Here is a 19,659-nt window from a genome sequence, read left to right on the forward strand (position 1 = left end):
TTCGCTTTCATGTGTTGGAAGTCTGGTTTTGGCGAAGCTGTTCGACTATTCCCTTGAGCAATTCAGAATGTGCTGGGGAGTAATTTCCTGCTTCCAACATTGCCTGGATTGCCATTTCGTATTGGAATGAAAAGATTGAACCTTGTAGGTATTGCTGGAAGATGATCGCCCCCAATTGACTATAAGTCGAAAATGGACCATCAGGAGCACATACAGGATCCAAAAGCATTTCATAAATTTTCTGATACAGCTTCAACCCCAATGCCATGTCTTTGCCGATAAACTCCATAATTTCGGCCTGCTTCATTATCAGCACGGAAAGGAAAATAGGGTTATTGGATTTGTCTTTTTTATAATATGGCAAGTGGTCGATCAGGGAATTCAATTTTTCTGAAGTTGCGCTAAAGGTTGCCATAAAAGAACTTATTTGCTCTACGCCAAAGTGCATTTCTTCAACTTCTTCACCCGCATAATCAGGGGTATGTCCAGAGTCCCATACATTTGCTGAGGTCTCTACTACCTCCTCTTCTTCCAAATCATCAGGTTGTCCTGAATTTTCGATCCAATCATTGACTTTTATGCGAACCGACCCACTGAAAACCCCATCTTCCTTGGCTGTATTCAATAGATCAACTAGGTATTCACTTGCGCTATCCTGTGGTAAACAGTCCAGCAAATCTAGCAGGTGCAAATCAAGCTTCTTTTGGATTTTGCCATTCAGAATGCTGTTGTCTTTGAAAAGCACTGAAGGAAGTGACATGAGCCTGACAACCTTTTCAACAAACACTATAGTATGTTGTTGGTTGAGGGATATGGCATCCAAGAGTAGGGATTTTCTTTCCTCCAGCATCTCAAACACCCAATACAAAGCCTTTTTGTTTTCCAAAATGGCTGTTTCCACATAATGATAATAGGTAATGCAAGCATTCTCGGGTTCGTCTTCCAAGTATTGGGTCATTGCATTCTTGGAACTATCATACAACAATTCCTGTACACTGTAGTGGATATCCTGAAATTCCAGCAAGGCATTCAACAGGCTGTTTTTATCCTTGATGTATCCTCCAATAGAGACCAGTACCTTCAGTACATAGCTGGCCCAGTTATCCAATGTCTGGGGCTTGTTGTCAGTATGCCTTACCATATAGATCAACACATTCACAAACAGCTCCAATTCTTTTGCTTCCAGCTTCTCCTTTTTGTGATGCCCATGTAGGTAATCACACAAGGCATGGATCAAAAACCTGTTGGCCTTTATTTCAAGACCATATCTGAAATTCACTATTGCATAGGAAATGGTATTTTCAAATCCCTGCATGACTTCTTCAATGATGTAGTGTCCACTCAACTGGAAAAGCTTCCCATCTTTCAGTACTTTCGGGAATTCCTTACCACCATGGCTAGCAACCAATGCCGCAAACCTTTCGTTGAGAAAATCCTGTATTTCCTTATTATGAGAAGTAGGCGCACCGTTTTTGATCCAAAACCCGATCATACATACTGGAATCCTCTTGGTCTCACTGAAATTGAAAAATTGCTTGGCATACTTTTCAAAATTTGGACTATAAAGGTTTTTGCCATTCTCTGCACTGAGCCAATCATGAAACCTGATGAGACATTTTTCAGGCTGCTCATATTCATATACTCCTGGACGCAGTGAGTACAGGCCAACTTCCCCCATCCCCCATTCTATATGGCCCAAAGCTTCGATCAAGGGAAAATTCCCAGCACTATCTTGGATACCCATGATAACTGGACTATTGGAAAAGAAGGCTTCCCGCTGATACGCAATCATTTCGATAGCCCAATCCAAGTTCTTTGAGAACTGGTCAGCCAGCAACTTAGGATTGCTATTTACCCAATTCACCAGCAAATCAACCGGCCCTGACCCCATCTGGCTTATGGCACAAGAATACTCCTGGTAAGTATCGATGAATTTTCTCCAACTATTGTCAAAGAAATCTTCAATCAAGCCATCTCCAAGGGCAAAACTTTTAGGTTTTCCAGAATCTTCGAGGTAGTAAAACGAATTTGTAGCAAAAAAACCTTTTGCAACGGCGGTGTATGCAAACCATTCGGACATAGTGGCATTGCTGTTGTCAAAAGTCTTCCCAAACCAATATTTCGCCGCAGTGTATGACAATATATTTTCTGCTTTAAAAAGGATTTTGAAGAAATCGATTACCTTATTGCGGTTTTCTCCGTCCTTGGATACAATCTGGTAGATATGAATATCCAAAAACCCAAAAAGCCTGTTGATGGTATGTGGGTGTGGATAGTGTCCTGAATCAATTATTTCCCCCAAAGATGTCATCCTGTCAAACCCTGCAACATAGTCTGAGTAACAGGAAACATCATCAAAAACGATGGCATATAGCTTGGAGTAATTCAGATCCTTCTGTGGTGGATAGGACAAAATGATTCCAGAAAGTTCATTCCTGCCTATTTTTTCCCCATAACCCAAAAGGGTATCCAATTGCTCCTGCGTAAAAGATCCATACTGAAGAACAAACAAAACCAACCGAATATACAACGGGATATCATTTTCATCAAGAGATGTATCATTGGAAAACTTCCCATAATCCAACAAGCGCTGGACATACAAAGCTGACAAAACTTTATAATCCGACTCGTAATTCGCATCAAATGGCTTCTTGCTTTCCATTTGTGCAAACTCCATCTCTTTTTGAGTCTCCCATTCACGGATTTTTTCTTTTGAGACACCGGTAAGGACAGATTTAGAAAATTTATTGTTCCATTTCTTGATCAGTTGGCTTTTGTCAAATTCCCATACCTGCAGGTCATAGTTATGTTCTGAAACATCTATTTTCTGCTTCTTCTCGATTACCTTGAGCTGAAAATCATTTAATACTGCATCATTTGCTACAGTTTCCAATTCCGGTCTATGTCTATCCAGCAACCACTCAAAAGCATAGCCACCACAATCAGAATCAATTTTGGCAATTTTAGAAACCTTGTCTAGGTCGTTATACAGCAATGCTACTGAAAGTTGCAATGCTACATCAGGATGATCTGAAGCCTCTTTTGCTAGATACTCATACCTTTCAAATTCAGGCCAATCTGTATTTCTGGTATTGATCAATAAATTTGTAAGTGCTACTGCCGCATAAGGTTGCAAATAGGAGGTTTCCATTGCCTGCACCAACAAGGGAACCAACATCTCCAGAATGGTTTTTCCTGGCTCTAAGAAATGGTTGTCCGGATCCAAAAAAAGATCCCATCTGAAATTATGGAAAAAACAATTTGGATGCGACAGCACCAATGCGAATTCTTGGGGATGGCATGATTTGTTCCAAATGGAATATTCTATGATTATTCCGACAAAAAACTGTGAACTATAATAGTTTCCATAAGGTGGCATCCTTCTCAAATCGGCAACCAAAGAAAGTTCTGCACCCGACCTGGATGGATGGTCTGCCGTGATCATTAGCTTGTCAGGAGATTTATCCAAGTATTTGCCTTCATACTCATGGAACTTATCGATCTGATCCTGGCTAAACGGGATTTTCTCAAGCAACTCCTCTTCTACCCTGCGGTACTTAGCCCTACCTTTTATCAATAAAAGATCTTCAAGATGCTCTAGTTCTTGAACAGTTTTTTCAATAAGTGCATAATGCTGATTGTACTGTTGCTGGTACTGGTTTAATTTGGTTTCATCCAGTGCCCTGAGTTTTGCGGGTAGCTCAAACTGATCTACTCCCAGACTTTTTAGAATTCTTGCCGGCCCAAAAAACCTATCTTCATGGACTTCGCTACCACAGTGTTTACAAAACTTTGCATGGGGAGTCAACTGTACGCACCAAGTACAGCGGACTTCTTTTCTCACCACACCTCCACATGAAATACAGGCATCACCTGCCTGCCAATCATGTGGTTGCTTGCATTGACACTGATCGCAATAAATCGCTGATGCCATTTTATCTTGATTTCCTTATTTTAGCCCACATATTCTCTTTTTCCTGAGGTGTGAGTGATTTGATCATGTTGACAATACTATTTTTGGATTCCCCTTCCCTCTTCAGCAACAAAGCAATCTCATAATCTGAGGAGGTTACAAATTCAGATCCACATGAGCGACAGAATTTTCCCGGCCCAGTAGACAGGCACCAATGACAGTTGAGTACCGGTTCAGCTTGGTTGCCACAAGAAAGACACAAGTCCCCGGTCTTATAGTCTTTGGGCTGGCGTGTACCACAATGCACACACTTCACCACATCCGAACCTTCCACGATGATAGGGGTAGTTGCTTCCTGCTGGGTAGGTATGGCTTGCGTACCTGATTGTATTGTCAGGGATCTGCCCATTGCCCACTCCATCACTTTTTGACTGACTTCTATATCCAAAGAAAGAATCTCGCTCAAAGTGCCTGCATCACTGACAATCTCAAAATCTTCTTTGCCATAAATACCGACATTTTCCAAAGTCTCCAATTGTTCTTCACTCAAACCTTTCGCTTTGAGAATATTGGCTACCAGTTTATTGATTTTTTTCTCTTCCATGGTCTTCTATGTATTTGGTTGGTACAAAACTACCTACAGTATATTGTTAACTTTTAACCGATGGCCGTGAATTGTAGATATACCGGAATTCCGTGAGTAAACAGCATTTGATCACTTCACCGGGATTTTTCCAAATAAAAAAGAAAAGCCAGATACATCCCCAAAACAGCCGCAGGAAGCAAGACTGCCAGGTATCCGAAAGAAGAAAAGTTTTGCCTGAAAAACAGATATGTTAAAATGGCAGCAACCACACCGGATACAGGAATAGAATAAATCCCGGAGTTGGTGATCTGCCCATGCCACCTTTTCATTGGAGTTTTACCAGCACTGGCTATAAACACATACATCAACCATGCATATGTCGCAATCAATATCGAGACTACCATGCCGAGAATTGTATATCCGTAAGTCATCTGATTTATATGTTTTTATAGGATTATACGCAATGAAGCCAGTAGACAAATAACGCCTGGAGTTAAACGGAAGAACTACGCCATGACACGTAAGAGTCGACGATTATCCTCAACATTATGCCTTTGTTATTTATTTTCTGGCAAATTAGCGGATACCTATATTTTTTAATTTATCTGCTCGATTTCGCAACAGAATGCCAAATCTAATCAAGGCATAATTTGCATACATACCCGCTGACCATGAATTCAGGATATACCGGAATCCAGTGAACTTATAGCATTATTTGCTTAGCATCTTTGTGGAGTAGATTATAGAAATATAAAAGATGAAATAGAGCCTGCCTGCTGGCCAAGGCAGACCTGCTCAATACAGGCTATATGACAACAAAAAAAACATGACCATATGAAATACAGCGACTTGTTAAACTTACCTATTCTATCTCTTGACATGGTTTTCAAAAAACTGATGGAAAGTATCACCGAAAGTCAAGAATTGCCATCCATTACCATTTACAACCATGCCGGGAATAGTTTCTCAGGCCATTTGGTAAAGTATAATCCAAATGAAGGGTTGCTCATACTTGCTGAAATTGTAGATGCAGAAGTGAGCTTACAATATATCAGCACTGCCGGAATCCAAAACCTAAACATCCACCAATCTTCCAAATACCTTTGGGCACTCTCTGATGGAAACTTGGCTTTCTTTCTGGAAAACAACCAGGCGCCGAGCAACCTTGAATTGAAGGCCTTGGTACAGGAAAAGGTCAGCCTTTTATCCCAAGAAGCCAAAACACCACTACAAATCACCCTAGAGCAAAGTCCAGAGCACACTGCATTGGAAAGATTTCAACTCAAAGCAATCTTAGAACTCATGGCTGACACCATAGTGGAAATTTGTAAAGACCCATTGGGGATGGAGGCACTTTCGGAGGGTGTAGACACCATCCAAATTGGCATAGCCAAAGAATCGGAAAACATAGTGTTGGAAGGGAGAAAGCTGTCAATTTATATACCTTTCAAAAATCCCAACAAACCAGACACCATCCAAAATAAATTACAAACTAAAATCGAATCCTTATTATGAAAACTATTAAAATGATTGCCTGTCTTATCTTTGCATTGGCGGCACAGTCTGCTTGGGCACAGCAAGAAATCAACATGAAAATCATGCTTCGCCTACAGGACGAAAAAGGCAACAACAAACTGGAGTATGAACTCAACCATTTCAACTATTACTTCACAACCGCAACAGCTACTTCTGACAGCATCAAATCCGAAAAAGAAGTGATCATTTCTGCGAGTCTTTTCAGCTTGGCTGACGGCAAATTCCTTGCATGGGTAGCACAAGATCCTGATATTCTCAATGGAGAAATTACCGTGACGGATTTGGAAAAAAGAAATGTCGTGAAAACGTTGGCTTTCAAAAAGGCACAAATCCAAAACATAGATGAAAGCTATATGAAAGGGGTTAACTATCGCAACAGCACAAACTTTGTGTTTAAGGTGAAAGAGCTGACTATCGACAAGCAAGTATTGATTGAATAGCCCAAAAAACTGAAGCAAAAAGGGGCAGTACCATAAGTAGACGCCACTTTTTTTCAATTAAACAATATTCTGTGAATCTATACTTCCGGGAAAAACGAGAAAGGTGAAAGAAGCAACTTCTTTCACCTTTTCCATCGTTCTTTTTCCTTACCCGGAATGCTTCATAAAACAATATTGGGCAAGAAAATACCGAAATTGATTTTTGAGACAAGCTCTTTTCCCTTACAAAGTGTTTTCTAAATATTTTCTGATATCATCATCGGTATAAAATCCGCTATAATGACCACCATAGCTGGCTTTGATCTTGAAAACACCATCTTCAAGCTTTAGGCTTTTTTGCGTATCGGCTCCTTCTTCTGGAATATTGTCTACCGAGATGGAATTGATACTCTCCTGAACAGCTTCTTTGCCAAAAGTGTCAGAACAAAGTCCCTTAAATGCATCCACAGTTCTCTGTAGGCAAACACTTGGGATAAATTTGATTGCATTGAGATTGAATGAATCCCAATTGATTTCAATAGGCAATTCTTTGCCTACGATCTCATTAAGTTCTTTTTGATACGCACCAAGATATTCATCCTTGATGGTTTGAGCAGCTTTTTTTTCCTGAAGTCCCATAAATTATTTATTAAGATTATGGAAACAAATTTATTGGAAACTAAAATCTGCCAGCTAACCGAGTCCCGTGAATTCTAAATCTCATGGTATTCCGTGACCTTACCTGCTTGGCTTGGGGATTTGGCTTTATATTTTCTCAATCAAAATAGCCATTTTCTATGGCAAACTTAACTGCTCCAATGGTTGTCTTAGAACCTGTTTTCAGCAAGATGTTTTTTCTATGTGTTTCCACTGTATTGACCGAGATAAAAAGTTTCTCCCCAACCTCATTGGAAGTCAATTCATCTGCCAGCAGTTTTAGTATTTCCTTTTCCCTTTTGGATAATTTGATTTCCTGGTTGGATTTGTTGTTGAAAACCCCCTCCATGTATTTTGCTTTCACTGCAGGTGAATAATACTGCTGCCCCAACAATACTTCAGCAATTCCCGATTTCAGTTCTTCTTTATCTGCAAATTTCAGGAGATACCCATCTGCTTGTTTTCTGATAGCCTTATTGATCGTCCTGATATCATCCAACATACTGAGCAAAAAGAACTTCACCCGCGGATATTTCTCCTTTACTGTAGACAGCAATTCCAACCCATTCATTTTCGGCATATTGATATCGCTGATCACCAAATCAATATCGTCAAAATGAGCCAAAAGACGCATGACTTGCAATCCATCGGTGGCCACGTGGATGGTTTTGATCTGGGGGATTTCAGTGAGGATGTTATGCAGTCCGTCGAGAAACATGACATGGTCATCCGCAATTATTATATTATAAGACTCTTTCATTTTTCTTTTGGAAATCTATCTGTTAACTGGGAGATCTATATTTATTGAGGTTCCATTTCCTGGTGAACTGTCTATCTCAACCTTACCTTTCAGCATTTCTACCCTTTCCCTAATATTTCTCATGCCGATGCCTTTTTGCCCAACTTTCGGAATCATCCCCACCCCATTGTCACTGACAAAGATATTTAGGTAGGCTTCATGCAAATTTAGCTGAAGTTCTATCATTGAAGCTTGTGCATGCTTGATGCTGTTGTTGAATAATTCCTGCACAATCCTGTATACTTCTGCAAGCAGCTCATCAGGAAGCTTGTCTATTTCATGTTTTGGGTAAAAAATCTTATCCACTTCTATCGACAGATTTTCGGTTAACCCATCTACAAAATCAGACAAATACAGGCAGAAGTCTGTCTGGGTAAATGCAGGTGGGTGTAATTGATGCGAAATCGATCGCACAGCCTTACAGGCATCTTGAAGCCCCAACAATATCCTTTGGGTCCGGGTATCTTCCGGAGCTCCATCAAGATGATGCTCCAAAGCCATTTTGATCCCGGCCAAATCACTCCCGATACCATCATGAATCTCACGTGCGATCCTTTTTCTTTCTTCTTGCTGCCCTTCCTGGTAGCGTTCTATGGCTTTCAATCTAAAATCCTTGATAATTTCAGATGTTTTCCTTCTCGTATTCTCCTCTTGTTGCTCTGCCAACCTTTGCTGGGCAACAATCTTCTGTCGGTAAAAATACCTTAGAACCAAAAGCCCGATGACGATCAACATCAAAACAGCAATCATGAAATTACGGATAACCCTTTGCCTTTTCAATGAGAGGGCTGACTTCTGAATTTCAGCTTCCTGAAGTGACTTTTCCTGCTCAAGCAACAATATTTTATTCTCTTTCAATTGGTCCTCGTATTGAAGTTGGATTTCTGCCAAGTGCTTTTCTTTTTCCAATGAGTTATAGGCTTCCCTACTGTCAACACTTTGGCTATAGTAATCCAAGGCTGCTTCATAATTTCCCATCTTCAAATATTGGTTCGAAATATTTTGGAGAAGGTCAGCTTTAAAATAAAGATCGTCATTGGCTTTGGCAAGAGCTTGTTGAAAGTAACCCAAGGCAATTTCATTTCTTCCCATAGCCTTGGCACAAAGTCCCAAATCGTTGAGTACAATGGCAAGGTCTGCAGTGTAATTTAGGGTGATGAGTTTTCCCCTTGTCTCTAGCAACAAATTGAATGCATCATTGTGCCTTCCTTCTTCTACCAGCATCTGCCCCAAGTTCATTTCGATATGGGCTTGTTTTGTTAAGTTTTCAGTTTTTGAATAATACTCTAAAGCCTCTTGATAGAAGCCTCTGGCTTTTTCAAACTCTCCTTGTTCTTTGAGAATATTGGCAAAATTGAACCTGGTCGATATTATGCCTGCATAATCATCCAACCTATGGTAGATTTGGACAGCAAGATCCAGGTTATTGGCTGCTTCCATGTATTTTTTTTGCTGGAAATAGACCAAAGCAATATTCTGGAAAGCATTAGCCTCTTGTCTCTCCTCTTTGAGTTCCTGAGCCCATTTCAGACTTTCCTGTAGGTAGTGCATGGAATTGCTTAGATCGCCTTTATACTTGTATGCCAAGCCCATCAAGCTGAAGGCCACCGCCTTTCCATTTTGGACATTGGAGCTATCCAACAGCTGGATTGCAGCTTTCAATCTGATTACAGTGGAATCATATTTTCCCTGTTTAAAATACAGGTTTCCCATTGCATAGTATGCCTTTGCCGTGAATACAGGCAAATTGTATTCTTGGCTTAATTCCAACATTTTTCTGGCATGAAACCATGCTTTTTCAGGATCTGTGGCAGCATATTGGGCATATTTTGCCAAATGATTATTCAATTCTTCTTCTGGTGTATGTGCCAACACAGCGTAGGCCGAAATCAATACGAAAAAGTAACTAAGGATGAGTGTCTTCAATGTTTAAGCTTGCAATGTGGGTGAAAGTAAGGTCAAATCAACAGATAATTTCGGCAAGAAAATAAAAATAGATGGATTATTTATGAAATTTTTACGTTTTATCACATTTAAATGATCTCCTCAGTCCCGTCATTAGAATAGATAGTCATAGGTAAATTGCACCATATCAACAGGAACTTTCGATGTTTCCTATAAGTTGGTTTATTGAGTCAAAATGATTTTAAAGACATCAATTCTGCTATTTCAAGATTGAAAATGCTTGGTGTATAACCTATATATAATTGTCATATGAAAGAAGAAGCTTATTTGGTAACAGGAGCAACAGGAACCATAGGAACGCAAGTAGTCCATGCACTACTTCGCTTGGGAAAACGAGTGCGAATCCTCACAAGAAATGCTACTGAACACAGCAAAAATATTGAGGTTTTTGAGGGGGATTTGAACAAACCCCACACTTTGAAAGAAGCTCTCGTTGGTATAACGGGAATCCATCTGATTTCATTTGGTGATGAAAATTACAATCCCCTTTCCAGTGGAAAACAAATAATAGAAATGGTTGAAAACGCAGGTGTGAAGCGTGTAACAGTTCTGTGGAATGGCGAGGGGAACGAAAGCTCAATTGAACAGGAAGTAAAGAAAAGCAATCTAGAATGGACAATACTGCAGCCACAAGAGTATATGGCAAATGCTTTGGGTTGGGCTGAATCTATTAAAGAATCCAGTGAGGTCAAAGAGCCATTTGGAGATAGGCCTACTGCTGTCGTGAATGAAACTGATATTGGAGAGGTCGTGTGTAAAATCCTTACAACTGGAGGTCATTCAAAGCAAATCTACACATTGACCGGCCCTGATACGCTTACGCCCAAAAAGCAGGTACAGGAAATTGCAGTTGCTTTGAATAAAGAAGTAAAATTTATTGAACTGGACGAGCATCAAACAAAGAAACGTTGGAAAGATTGGGGGCTTCCCAAAGAAACCATGGAATATCTTTATGAATGGTATGGCAACACTCCTTCAGTGGGTTATACAGTAACTAATACAGTGGAGCAAATCCTAGGGACTCCTCCAAGAACATTCAAAGAATGGACCATTGAGAACCTTCATCACTTTCACACCAAATAAACCGTTATTCCACTTTGGAACAGCTTTTGCAATTTTCAATGCACCACCACTATTGAAAAACACATGTTTCATCAATCAAAGACATCATGAAAAAGCCAATTATCATTACCCTTATAAATGTGATTTTGATATGGGGTTGTTCTCCGACTACACAAATCACGGCAAGCTGGAGGTCAGATGAAGCCCATTCAGAATACAAGAGTCTGTTTGTCGCCGCCCTCACGGAGAATTTACAGATCAGGCAAAATATTGAAAATGAATTTGCATCTAGGCTTCAAAACAGGAATATTGTGACAACCAGAAGTATAGAAGCGCTCTCTCCTGATTTTTTTGATTCCAACGAACCCAGTAAAGACCAAATTCTTGAAGCCATACAGGCATACAACTCAGAAGCAATCCTGACCATTACATTGATAGATATCGAGGAAGAAGAAAGGTTTGTTCAAGGAGGTCCCATGGGACCTGGGTTTGCACCTATAGGCAGATTTGGATATTATGGTAACTTTGGCGGCTATTTCAACCATTGGTATGGAGCAGGTTGGAATCAGGGCTACTACAAGACCGACAAAAAGTACTTTATGGAAACTAATCTCTATGATGCTGAAACCCTAAAATTACTTTGGTCTGCCCAGTCAAAGACTCTCAATCCAAATGACATTGAAGCTTTTGCAAAAGAATATGTTGATGTTCTCAAACTAGAATTGAGAAAAGAAGGGTTTGTACAATAAAATACAGCATTTGTCGGAATGGCCAATACCAAAAGCAAATCGCCAAATGTAATTTGAAAAAGCAATTCAGTATAAAGAAAGGTGAAAGGGGCAAACTTTCACCTTTCTCTTTTGCCCTATTTCTTGAAAGTGTAGGGTCACAGATTCTTTTTTCAAAAAAAGGGTTGCAGGTTTGGGGAGGTCGCTATTTCCCCCCAAATCAAACCATCCCAATTACTCCAACCAAGCAGGTTTTGTGGTGACAATATTCGCTTCGAGTTGATTGAGCAAGTTGTAGATACCGAAATATGTCCGATTGATATATAGCCCATGTCTAGACCCTCGTGCCTGTCTTGACTTTCGGAACATCTTATCATTGGAAATCCTATCTCCCAGTTGGAATATCTGTTCGAAATAGTTGTTGTTGGCAAAATCAAATGTGTCCACATGGAAAGGTTTACCGAGTAGGGAAATCATTTCTTTGAACATGCCTTTAAAGTATACCTTTTCTTCCTCGGTATCCTTATCACTTATGAATTCCAACCCATAGAAAATCTCGTTGAGTTCATCTTCATTGATCAGGAGTTCCCTTTTGATCAGAGAAAAGTAGCCTTTGTAAAAATCTTCTGGAATGACTTTGACACACCCAAAATCTATAATGCCTAATTTTCCGTCATTTTGGATAATAAAATTCCCAGGATGGGGATCTGCATGCACTTGCATCAAGTTATGCACTTGATGGTGATAGAAATCCCACAAAGCCTGTCCAATCCTATTTTTATCTTCCTGAGTGGGATTGGTTTCGAGCCATTCTTTGATATGCTTCCCATCGATCCAGTCCATGGTAATCACCCTGTCAGCACTTAGTTCCTCGTAGTATTTTGGAAAATTGAGGTTTTCAATATGGGAACATGCCTCTGAAATCTCCTTTGAGCGTTGCACTTCCAAGGTATAATCCGTCTCTTCCAACAACTTCTCCTCTACCTCTTCCATATAGTGATCGAGTTCTTTTTCATTCATATTGAGCAATCTCAATGCAAATGGGCGCACCAGCTTCAGATCCGAGCTTACCGAATCTGCCACTCCGGGATATTGGATCTTTACGGCGAGCTTTTTATCACCCTGTGTTGCCTGGTGCACTTGGCCTATCGAAGCTGCATTTACGGCAGATTTTGTAAAAGTATCAAAAATAGCTTCTGGGGTTTTGCCAAAGTATTTTTGAAAGGTCTTCACTACCAATGGATAGGATAATGGCGGTGCACTGTATTGAGCCATGGTGAACTTATCTTGATAAGCCCTAGGCAAAATATTCTTGTCCATAGACATCATCTGCGCCACTTTCAATGCCGATCCCTTGAGTTCACTCAAAGAGTTATAAATATCATTTGCATTGTTATTGTGGAGCTCATCTTTAGTCATGGATGGGTTCACCACCTTTTTGGCATAATGCTTCACATAATTGCCTCCTACTTTGGCACCCGTACTGATGAACTTGGCAGCCCTCTGTACTTTTGATGTAGGAATACTCTGCTGCTCTTTTAACTTGCTATCCATGCTTTTAAAATTGATTATGTATAAGCTGTTTCAAAACTTGCCAAAACCTAGAGGCTAAGCATTTCGAAACCAACATTTTCATCTGTGTTCAATTGACGATTCCCAGCAAATCTATAGGCTATGCTTAAACCTCATTTTAGAATTGCTGATAATCATACTATTTGTTTTGGTACATGAATTTTGCAAAATCTATAAAGGTATCCAAGGCGCTTTTTCCCATCAGATCGAAAGCCAAGTTCACGGACTTTTCTATAGCAGCATCCGTCTTCTCAAATGATGGTGATGTGTCATTCAGCCAAAACTGAAAAACAAACCACACCTGAAACCACAAAGCTTCGTCATACTTGTCACTGAGAATTGGCCTGCTGGCTATTTCCTCGGTCTCTTTTCCTTCCAGAATAATCCCATTGGCAAAATCTTTGAACTTTGATTTGAAAGCTTTCACCTCAGTCGGAAGTAGGCTTTTTACATCCTTTTTATTCCCATACAATGCCAATAGATAGGATCTATTTTTCTTCAATTCCTCAATCCAAGTAAACAGAAAGGCCAATAACTTTTCTCTTGAAGAATATTCCCTGTATACTTCCTGCCCCTCAACACCTTCCACAGTATCGTCAAACAGCTTTATCCAAACCGCTGTTTTGATGACTTCAAAAGATGTGAAGTAATTATAAAAATCTTCTTCTTTCATCTTGAGATCCTTTGCAAATTTGAAAACAGATACCGGTTCTTGCCCATGTTCCAAAACATGATGAACATAGCCCGATACGATTTTACTTTTGATATCTATTTTTGTGGTTTTCTTGGCAGTTGCTTTTTCCATGATGCTTTTTGTTTGCTAACATGTTAACCTATAAAAGCGATACGAAGTTTTGAAAAGGCTGAAAAATTAAATGGATAACCAAAAGATTTTTAAAACTGATTTCAGCCTACCTTCTGGAATTTACCAAATAGACGTTAATTCTAAAAATAAGACGAAAGAGTTTATTTTCAATTCTCTTCAAGAGCAATTGATAGGTTTTAAACAAAACCAAAAAGGAATTCAAATTATCAACTACTTGAAAATGAAACAAATCATTTTATTAACTTTTTAGGATGCATCTTGGTAGGAAAAAAGTCAGTTATGTAAACTGTATTTTCTGTTTCATCAATGAAATAAACAATTTTTAGCTCAAAATCTCTATTTTCTTTAAATAGGATAAATCTAAACCCTTGTTTAAATGCGGCTAAATATTTTTCAAGACTACCTCTACTAGGATGATTTTTTAATGTACTTGCTTTTTCAATAATTTTTCCATCAATCTCTAGAGCACGATCAAAAATAAAGTTGTCAAAAATATAAGGTAAAACTCGATTTTGATATTGCTGCATTGCAACTTTCGTAATCACTACTTTGTACGGTTTTCCTTCACCCATTTATGATTCTCTTTTTTGAACTCCTCTATCGAAATTATTTCTTTATTAGAAATGGAATTTAAAGATTCCTCCGCCCTATCTTCCATCTCAGCTCTAGTAATCAATTCTTCCATACGTACGAGAGTTGATGTTTTTTGCACCTTCATTAATCTTTCAATAAGTCCAAGCTTGAGTGAATCTACTTTCATGATTTTTCTTGATTTGATATTAAATATAGTGATTTAATACAATACCTCATTAATATGAACAAGTCCTTTTGGGAAAAACCTAAGCTGTTTTTCCCAAAGGGACTTTCAATTGTTAGCCATTGACTTTCTCGACCACCAAGTTATGGTTCGTATAGATGCAGACATCTGCAGCGATCCCCAAACTTTCCCTGACCATTTCCTCTGCAGTCAATTGTGGAGCAAACTTCTTCAAGGCCCTGGCAGCAGACTGTGCATACATGCTTCCGGATCCTATCGTGGCGATTTCCATATCAGGCTCAATCACATCGCCTGTTCCCGAGATGATCAATATATCCTGAGAATCTGCTACGATCATCATGGCTTCCAATTTGGAAAGCATTCTGTCTGTTCTCCATTCTTTGGCGAGTTCCACTGCTGCCCTTTTCATATTGTTTCCAAAAGCCCCCAGCTTCTCCTCAAATTTTTCCAAAAGTGTAAATGCATCCGCAGTAGAACCAGCAAATCCAGTTACAATTTTCCCTCCCTGGAGTTTTCTGATTTTGTTTACTGTACTTTTGGCTACAGTATTTCCAAGTGTAGCCTGACCATCGGCACCGATCACAACTTCTCCATTATGCTTGATTGCCACTACGGTGGTTGATTTTAATTTTTCCATTTTTTTTAGACGTAAGACACAGGAAGTAAGATTTAAGATTAGAAAATCAAGAAACATGATTTCTAATATAAAAATGAAAACCATTCCTTCATGGTGGTTTATCAGTTTTGCAGCAATCTTATTTCGATTTTATTTCAATTGTATTTCTTTCAATAACCATACAAAAACCAAAAAGTCCTGCGAAACAGGACTTTTTGACATATATTGATTATCTATTTTATTAGATCAATATTCTTACTGGATCTTCCAAGAGGCCTTTGAAAGTCTGGAGGAATGCTGAACCAACAGCTCCATCTACTACCCTATGGTCGCAGGACAGGGTTACTTTCATCAGATTTCCAACTACCATTTGACCGTTTTTGACTATCACGGTTTCTTTGATCCCTCCTACTGCCATGATACAGGCATCTGGTGGATTGATGATTGCGGTAAACTCGTCGATGCCAAACATACCCAAATTGGAAATGGTGAAAGTATTGCCTTCCCAATCTTTCGGTTGCAATTCTTTGTTTTTCGCTTTTCCACCAAGAGACTTGGCTTCATTGGATATCTGGGAAAGTGATTTACTATCAGCAAACCTGATCACTGGCACCAAAAGACCTTCTTCTACAGCCACAGCCATACCGATATGGATATGGTCATTGTATCTGATCTTGTCTCCCAACCATGAAGAATTCACTTTCGGATGCTGACGCAAAGCTGCAGCAGCTGCTTTGATCACCATATCATTGAAGGATATTTTCACTGGAGCAATCTCGTTCATGCTTTTTCTGGCTTCGATCGCCTTGTCCATGTTGATTTCCATGGTAAGGTAGAAATGCGGCGCATTGAACTTACTTTCAGCCAATCTTTTTGCAATCACTTTACGCATTTGTGAAACCTTCTCTTCTTTGAAAGATTCCTGACCAAGTGCAGGAGCCGAAGAGGCTGTAGCTTGTGTAGCAGCTGGGGCTTTTACTGAAGCTGGATCGAAGTTTTCCACGTCTCTCTTCACGATCCTCCCTCCTTCACCAGAGCCTTTTACCAAAGAGATATCCACCCCTTTGTCCGAAGCCAATTTCTTTGCAAGTGGAGAAGCTTTCAACCTGCCTTCTTCCGTACTGGTATTACTTGAGGCACTGGACTTTGCAGGCTCTTCAGATTTCTTTTCCTCAACTTTTTCAGGTGATTTCTCTTCTTTCTTTTCTTCCTTAGGTGCTTCTTTGGAAGCGCCACCTTCAGATTTGTGTGCTTTGATCAAAGTCTCATAATCAGCTCCTTTTTCTCCAATCACTGCGATCACACCATCGATGGCAACCGCCTCACCAGCTTCTACACCAATATGAAGAAGAATACCGTCATCGTAAGACTCAAGCTCCATTGTAGCCTTGTCAGTCTCTACTTCTGCAATGATATCTCCAGCTTTGATTTCATCACCCACTTTTTTCAACCAAGTAGCGATCACACCTTCTGTCATCGTGTCAGACATTTTTGGCATGGTGATCAGTTGGGCATTGATGTTTGAGGTATCGATAGCTTCTTCCTTTGGAGTGCTTTTTGATTCCGTATCCTCTTTCTCCGCTACTTCTTCTTTTTTCTCTTCTTTCTTTTCCTCTTTTGGAGCGGAAGATGATCCTCCTTCTCCATTTGCTTCCTTCAAGAGGTCATCGATATTTTCCCCTTTTTCACCTATGATTGCAATCACACCATTTACAGGTACTGCGTCTTTTTCCTCTACTCCGATGTGAAGCAAAACCCCTTCTTCATAAGATTCTAGTTCCATTGTAGCTTTGTCAGTCTCCACTTCAGCTAAAATATCACCTGGTTTCACTTCATCTCCTACTTTCTTCAACCACGCTGCGATCACCCCTTCTTCCATGGTGTCACTCATCTTGGGCATTCTTATTATTTCGGCCATAAGCTTTTTAGTATCCTAGTCAATTTTTAAGCAGGTCAAAAATAGTTCTTAAATTGTCTTTATTCAAATTTAATAATAGTATTTTCATGATTAGAAAAATCAAATTACCGAGAAAGTATAAAAATGCCCTTAATTAAAAAGATAGATTACAGCAATCCAAAATGGTTATTCAATGGTCATTTACAAACAATCGTACCTGGGCTATTTAGAAGTGTCGTTTCATTACCATTTGAAAGAGAAAGGATTAGGACGGAAGATGGGGATTTTTTGGACTTGGACTGGCTGAAAAATGGGAACGACAAACTACTCATCATCAGCCATGGCCTGGAAGGAAATAGCAAGAGGCCCTACATGCTGGGAATGGCCAATCAATTTTTCGGAAAAGGTTTTGATGTAGTCAACTGGAATTTCAGGGGATGCAGCGAAGAAATGAACCAAAAACCGATCTTTTACCACTCTGGAGCTACCTATGACCTTGATACTGTGATCAATCATGCCAATAGAGCATACAAAGAAGTCTATTTGATAGGGTTTAGTCTTGGTGGGAACCTCACCCTCAAATATCTTGGGGAGAATCATACAAGCAAGACCAAAATAAAGAAAGCTGTTGCCATTTCTGTTCCCCTACATCTAGAAAGTTCATGTACGAAGATATCTTCCAGGGAAAATATGGTTTATTCCAAAAGGTTTCTGATAACCCTAAAAGAAAAGATTGCCAAAAAATCCCTTTTATTCCCAAATGAAATCCAAGCCAATCTTCTTAGAAAAATAAAAACACTGAAAGATTTTGATGATCATTTCACAGGACCAATCCATGGATTCAAAGATGCACACGATTATTACGAACAAAATTCATCGCTGCACTTCCTTGACAAAATCAATATCCCTACATTAATCTTAAATGCACAAAACGATCCGTTTTTAAGCAAAGAATGCTTTCCTGCCAGTCTTGGGAATTCATTGCCAAACATATGGATGGAATTCCCCAAACATGGTGGCCATGTCGGTTTTAGCCCAAGAAAACTCAAGGAAATCTATTGGTCCGAAAAAAGGGCATTTGAATTTATAACATCAGATCTTTAAATTTATCAAAACATCAAATTCATGTGCGAAAGATACTCACTCAATAAAAGTAAAACTGAACTTGAAGAAAGGTTCCAGGCAGAAATGCTCGGTGACTTCAAACCAAGGTATAATATAGCTCCCACCCAACTCTTGCCCGTTTTGACTTCAGAAAGCCCCAAAGGCTTTTCTTTTTTCTATTGGGGGATCACACCAGACTTTGCAAAAAACAAACCTGTTTCCCAGAAATTGATCAATGCCCGGGTTGAAACCATCAACCAGAAAATTTCCTTTAAGTCTTCCTTTGAAAAAAGAAGATGTCTGATTCCTGCTGATGGCTTTTTTGAGTGGAAAAGAATTGGGAAAAAGACCAAAACACCCTACAGATTTACCTTGCTGGATGAAGGTCTCTTTTCCTTTGCTGGGATATGGGAAGAGTTTGAAAATGAAAAAGGGGAATTAAACCATACTTTCCTCATATTGACAACTGAACCAAATGGCTTGGTAAAAGATGTCTATGAAAGGATGCCTGTCATCTTAACAAAAGAAAACGAGAAAAAATGGCTAGACCCCTATACCTCCGAAGAGGATTTGCTCAAAATGCTCAAACCATACCAAGCTGCTGAAATGCTCAGTTACTCTGTTTCCCCTTTGGTCAATCAAGTGCTGAATGATACGCCTTCAGTATTGAAAAAGACTTCACCGACAGATCAGTTTGGAAATTACACCTTATTTGGATAATGATTAAATGAGAACATTTATGCTTCTCAAGCAGAATATCTTTCAAACAACAGATTTACCAATTATCTCAATTACGCATTACAGTTCGTATTTTATGAATTAATCGGAAAGCTGTATCATGGTTTTTCAATCCAAGTAGGCGCTATAGCTCCATACAGGATAGGACCTGTTTTGTTGAATACATTACAGAAAAGGTACACACCAGGTAAGAAGTGACAAATTACTATTCTCCATTACTTTATTGGACATCATGGATGTCCTCAAATGTAAATGCTACATTTGAAAAACTTTTTATTAACCTGAGTTCGATTGTTATCACAAAGTCAAAATCAATAAAAATATCCAGTTACAAGGCAAATTTTTGAGGGATAGCCTAAGCTATCCCTCAAAAATTTAACGCAGTAAATGGGTGTTTTTATTGACTGAGCCGACTATTCGGTTTTAAACGGCAACCTACTTCACTTTTTCAATCCGCAATATC

The 19,659-nt window shown here is 39.4% G+C and carries 18 protein-coding genes; 6 read left to right on the plus strand and 12 right to left on the minus strand.

Going from position 1 to position 19,659, the window contains the following annotated elements:
- Positions 1–7 precede the first annotated feature (7 nt).
- From ACFSKL_RS22495 to ACFSKL_RS22505, 3 genes are all read right to left on the minus strand, one after another.
- On the minus strand, positions 8–3,934 hold the full coding sequence (locus tag ACFSKL_RS22495) for a hypothetical protein (RefSeq protein ID WP_376889576.1): 3,927 nt from the start codon (positions 3,932–3,934) through the stop codon (positions 8–10).
- A gap of 1 nt (position 3,935) precedes the next feature.
- Entirely contained in the window at positions 3,936–4,517 is a 582-nt protein-coding gene (locus ACFSKL_RS22500) for a hypothetical protein (protein ID WP_376889577.1), read from the minus strand.
- A 116-nt stretch (positions 4,518–4,633) separates the two neighbouring features.
- Positions 4,634–4,930 carry a hypothetical protein gene (locus ACFSKL_RS22505; protein ID WP_376889579.1) on the minus strand — a complete coding sequence of 99 codons (297 nt, stop codon included), beginning with the start codon at positions 4,928–4,930 and terminating at the stop codon, positions 4,634–4,636.
- Positions 4,931–5,333: 403 nt separating this feature from the next.
- Here ACFSKL_RS22505 and ACFSKL_RS22510 point away from each other — a divergent pair, with 403 nt between their 5' ends.
- Positions 5,334–6,014 carry a hypothetical protein gene (locus ACFSKL_RS22510; RefSeq protein ID WP_376889581.1) on the plus strand — a complete coding sequence of 227 codons (681 nt, stop codon included), beginning with the start codon at positions 5,334–5,336 and terminating at the stop codon, positions 6,012–6,014.
- Positions 6,011–6,475 carry a type VI secretion system tube protein TssD gene (gene tssD, locus ACFSKL_RS22515; protein ID WP_376889583.1) on the plus strand — a complete coding sequence of 155 codons (465 nt, stop codon included), beginning with the start codon at positions 6,011–6,013 and terminating at the stop codon, positions 6,473–6,475. The genes ACFSKL_RS22510 and tssD overlap by 4 nt, the downstream gene beginning before the upstream one ends.
- A 222-nt stretch (positions 6,476–6,697) precedes the next feature.
- Here tssD and ACFSKL_RS22520 read toward each other — a convergent pair whose 3' ends face one another.
- The 3 genes from ACFSKL_RS22520 to ACFSKL_RS22530 all read right to left on the minus strand — a co-directional run bounded on the left by ACFSKL_RS22520 (position 6,698) and on the right by ACFSKL_RS22530 (position 9,836).
- A complete protein-coding gene (locus tag ACFSKL_RS22520) occupies positions 6,698–7,093 on the minus strand; it encodes a hypothetical protein (protein ID WP_376889585.1) in 396 nt (131 codons plus the stop codon).
- Positions 7,094–7,229: 136 nt separating this feature from the next.
- The gene (locus ACFSKL_RS22525) at positions 7,230–7,871 is read right to left on the minus strand and encodes a response regulator (RefSeq protein ID WP_376889586.1); all 642 of its coding nucleotides are present in this window, start codon (positions 7,869–7,871) and stop codon (positions 7,230–7,232) included.
- 15 nt (positions 7,872–7,886) lie between these two features.
- The gene (locus tag ACFSKL_RS22530) at positions 7,887–9,836 is read right to left on the minus strand and encodes a tetratricopeptide repeat-containing sensor histidine kinase (protein WP_376889588.1); all 1,950 of its coding nucleotides are present in this window, start codon (positions 9,834–9,836) and stop codon (positions 7,887–7,889) included.
- A gap of 288 nt (positions 9,837–10,124) precedes the next feature.
- Here ACFSKL_RS22530 and ACFSKL_RS22535 point away from each other — a divergent pair, with 288 nt between their 5' ends.
- Entirely contained in the window at positions 10,125–10,958 is an 834-nt protein-coding gene (locus tag ACFSKL_RS22535) for an NmrA family NAD(P)-binding protein (protein ID WP_376889590.1), read from the plus strand.
- Positions 10,959–11,044: 86 nt separating this feature from the next.
- Positions 11,045–11,686, plus strand: coding sequence for a hypothetical protein (locus ACFSKL_RS22540; RefSeq protein ID WP_376889592.1), 642 nt, complete (start codon positions 11,045–11,047; stop codon positions 11,684–11,686).
- A gap of 213 nt (positions 11,687–11,899) precedes the next feature.
- Here ACFSKL_RS22540 and ACFSKL_RS22545 read toward each other — a convergent pair whose 3' ends face one another.
- The 6 genes from ACFSKL_RS22545 to ACFSKL_RS22570 form a co-directional block, all read right to left on the minus strand.
- A complete protein-coding gene (locus tag ACFSKL_RS22545) occupies positions 11,900–13,219 on the minus strand; it encodes an ABC1 kinase family protein (protein ID WP_376889594.1) in 1,320 nt (439 codons plus the stop codon).
- A 157-nt stretch (positions 13,220–13,376) separates the two neighbouring features.
- Positions 13,377–14,042, minus strand: coding sequence for a TetR/AcrR family transcriptional regulator (locus tag ACFSKL_RS22550; RefSeq protein ID WP_376889595.1), 666 nt, complete (start codon positions 14,040–14,042; stop codon positions 13,377–13,379).
- Positions 14,043–14,293: 251 nt separating this feature from the next.
- Positions 14,294–14,635 carry a type II toxin-antitoxin system RelE/ParE family toxin gene (locus tag ACFSKL_RS22555; RefSeq protein ID WP_376889597.1) on the minus strand — a complete coding sequence of 114 codons (342 nt, stop codon included), beginning with the start codon at positions 14,633–14,635 and terminating at the stop codon, positions 14,294–14,296.
- Positions 14,608–14,823, minus strand: coding sequence for a hypothetical protein (locus ACFSKL_RS22560; RefSeq protein WP_376889599.1), 216 nt, complete (start codon positions 14,821–14,823; stop codon positions 14,608–14,610). Before ACFSKL_RS22560 ends, ACFSKL_RS22555 begins: the two co-directional genes overlap by 28 nt.
- Before the next feature lie 112 nt (positions 14,824–14,935).
- Entirely contained in the window at positions 14,936–15,478 is a 543-nt protein-coding gene (hslV, locus tag ACFSKL_RS22565) for an ATP-dependent protease subunit HslV (protein WP_376889600.1), read from the minus strand.
- 220 nt (positions 15,479–15,698) lie between these two features.
- Positions 15,699–17,375 carry a pyruvate dehydrogenase complex dihydrolipoamide acetyltransferase gene (locus tag ACFSKL_RS22570; RefSeq protein ID WP_376889602.1) on the minus strand — a complete coding sequence of 559 codons (1,677 nt, stop codon included), beginning with the start codon at positions 17,373–17,375 and terminating at the stop codon, positions 15,699–15,701.
- A gap of 123 nt (positions 17,376–17,498) precedes the next feature.
- Between ACFSKL_RS22570 and ACFSKL_RS22575 the strand changes: the two genes are divergently transcribed.
- Together ACFSKL_RS22575 and ACFSKL_RS22580 are read left to right on the plus strand one after the other, a co-directional pair.
- Positions 17,499–18,458 carry a YheT family hydrolase gene (locus ACFSKL_RS22575; protein ID WP_376889603.1) on the plus strand — a complete coding sequence of 320 codons (960 nt, stop codon included), beginning with the start codon at positions 17,499–17,501 and terminating at the stop codon, positions 18,456–18,458.
- A gap of 21 nt (positions 18,459–18,479) precedes the next feature.
- The gene (locus ACFSKL_RS22580; RefSeq protein WP_376889605.1) at positions 18,480–19,178 is read left to right on the plus strand and encodes an SOS response-associated peptidase; all 699 of its coding nucleotides are present in this window, start codon (positions 18,480–18,482) and stop codon (positions 19,176–19,178) included.
- Positions 19,179–19,659 lie beyond the last annotated feature (481 nt).

Origin of the sequence: Belliella marina (assembly GCF_042682445.1) — a bacterium.
GTDB lineage: Bacteria > Bacteroidota > Bacteroidia > Cytophagales > Cyclobacteriaceae > Belliella > Belliella marina.

What these genes read in the sequence shown, in the direction of transcription:
- hslV (WP_376889600.1), bottom strand. Translation starts at nt 15,478, where the DNA reads ATGGAAAAATTAAAATCAACCACCGTAGTGGCAATCAAGCATAATGGA.
- ACFSKL_RS22525 (WP_376889586.1), bottom strand. Translation starts at nt 7,871, where the DNA reads ATGAAAGAGTCTTATAATATAATAATTGCGGATGACCATGTCATGTTT.
- ACFSKL_RS22550 (WP_376889595.1), bottom strand. Translation starts at nt 14,042, where the DNA reads ATGGAAAAAGCAACTGCCAAGAAAACCACAAAAATAGATATCAAAAGT.
- ACFSKL_RS22555 (WP_376889597.1), bottom strand. Translation starts at nt 14,635, where the DNA reads ATGGGTGAAGGAAAACCGTACAAAGTAGTGATTACGAAAGTTGCAATG.
- ACFSKL_RS22505 (WP_376889579.1), bottom strand. Translation starts at nt 4,930, where the DNA reads ATGACTTACGGATATACAATTCTCGGCATGGTAGTCTCGATATTGATT.
- ACFSKL_RS22520 (WP_376889585.1), bottom strand. Translation starts at nt 7,093, where the DNA reads ATGGGACTTCAGGAAAAAAAAGCTGCTCAAACCATCAAGGATGAATAT.
- ACFSKL_RS22545 (WP_376889594.1), bottom strand. Translation starts at nt 13,219, where the DNA reads ATGGATAGCAAGTTAAAAGAGCAGCAGAGTATTCCTACATCAAAAGTA.
- ACFSKL_RS22535 (WP_376889590.1), top strand. Translation starts at nt 10,125, where the DNA reads ATGAAAGAAGAAGCTTATTTGGTAACAGGAGCAACAGGAACCATAGGA.
- ACFSKL_RS22500 (WP_376889577.1), bottom strand. Translation starts at nt 4,517, where the DNA reads ATGGAAGAGAAAAAAATCAATAAACTGGTAGCCAATATTCTCAAAGCG.
- ACFSKL_RS22560 (WP_376889599.1), bottom strand. Translation starts at nt 14,823, where the DNA reads ATGAAAGTAGATTCACTCAAGCTTGGACTTATTGAAAGATTAATGAAG.
- ACFSKL_RS22575 (WP_376889603.1), top strand. Translation starts at nt 17,499, where the DNA reads ATGCCCTTAATTAAAAAGATAGATTACAGCAATCCAAAATGGTTATTC.
- ACFSKL_RS22495 (WP_376889576.1), bottom strand. Translation starts at nt 3,934, where the DNA reads ATGGCATCAGCGATTTATTGCGATCAGTGTCAATGCAAGCAACCACAT.
- ACFSKL_RS22510 (WP_376889581.1), top strand. Translation starts at nt 5,334, where the DNA reads ATGAAATACAGCGACTTGTTAAACTTACCTATTCTATCTCTTGACATG.
- tssD (WP_376889583.1), top strand. Translation starts at nt 6,011, where the DNA reads ATGAAAACTATTAAAATGATTGCCTGTCTTATCTTTGCATTGGCGGCA.
- ACFSKL_RS22540 (WP_376889592.1), top strand. Translation starts at nt 11,045, where the DNA reads ATGAAAAAGCCAATTATCATTACCCTTATAAATGTGATTTTGATATGG.
- ACFSKL_RS22570 (WP_376889602.1), bottom strand. Translation starts at nt 17,375, where the DNA reads ATGGCCGAAATAATAAGAATGCCCAAGATGAGTGACACCATGGAAGAA.
- ACFSKL_RS22580 (WP_376889605.1), top strand. Translation starts at nt 18,480, where the DNA reads ATGTGCGAAAGATACTCACTCAATAAAAGTAAAACTGAACTTGAAGAA.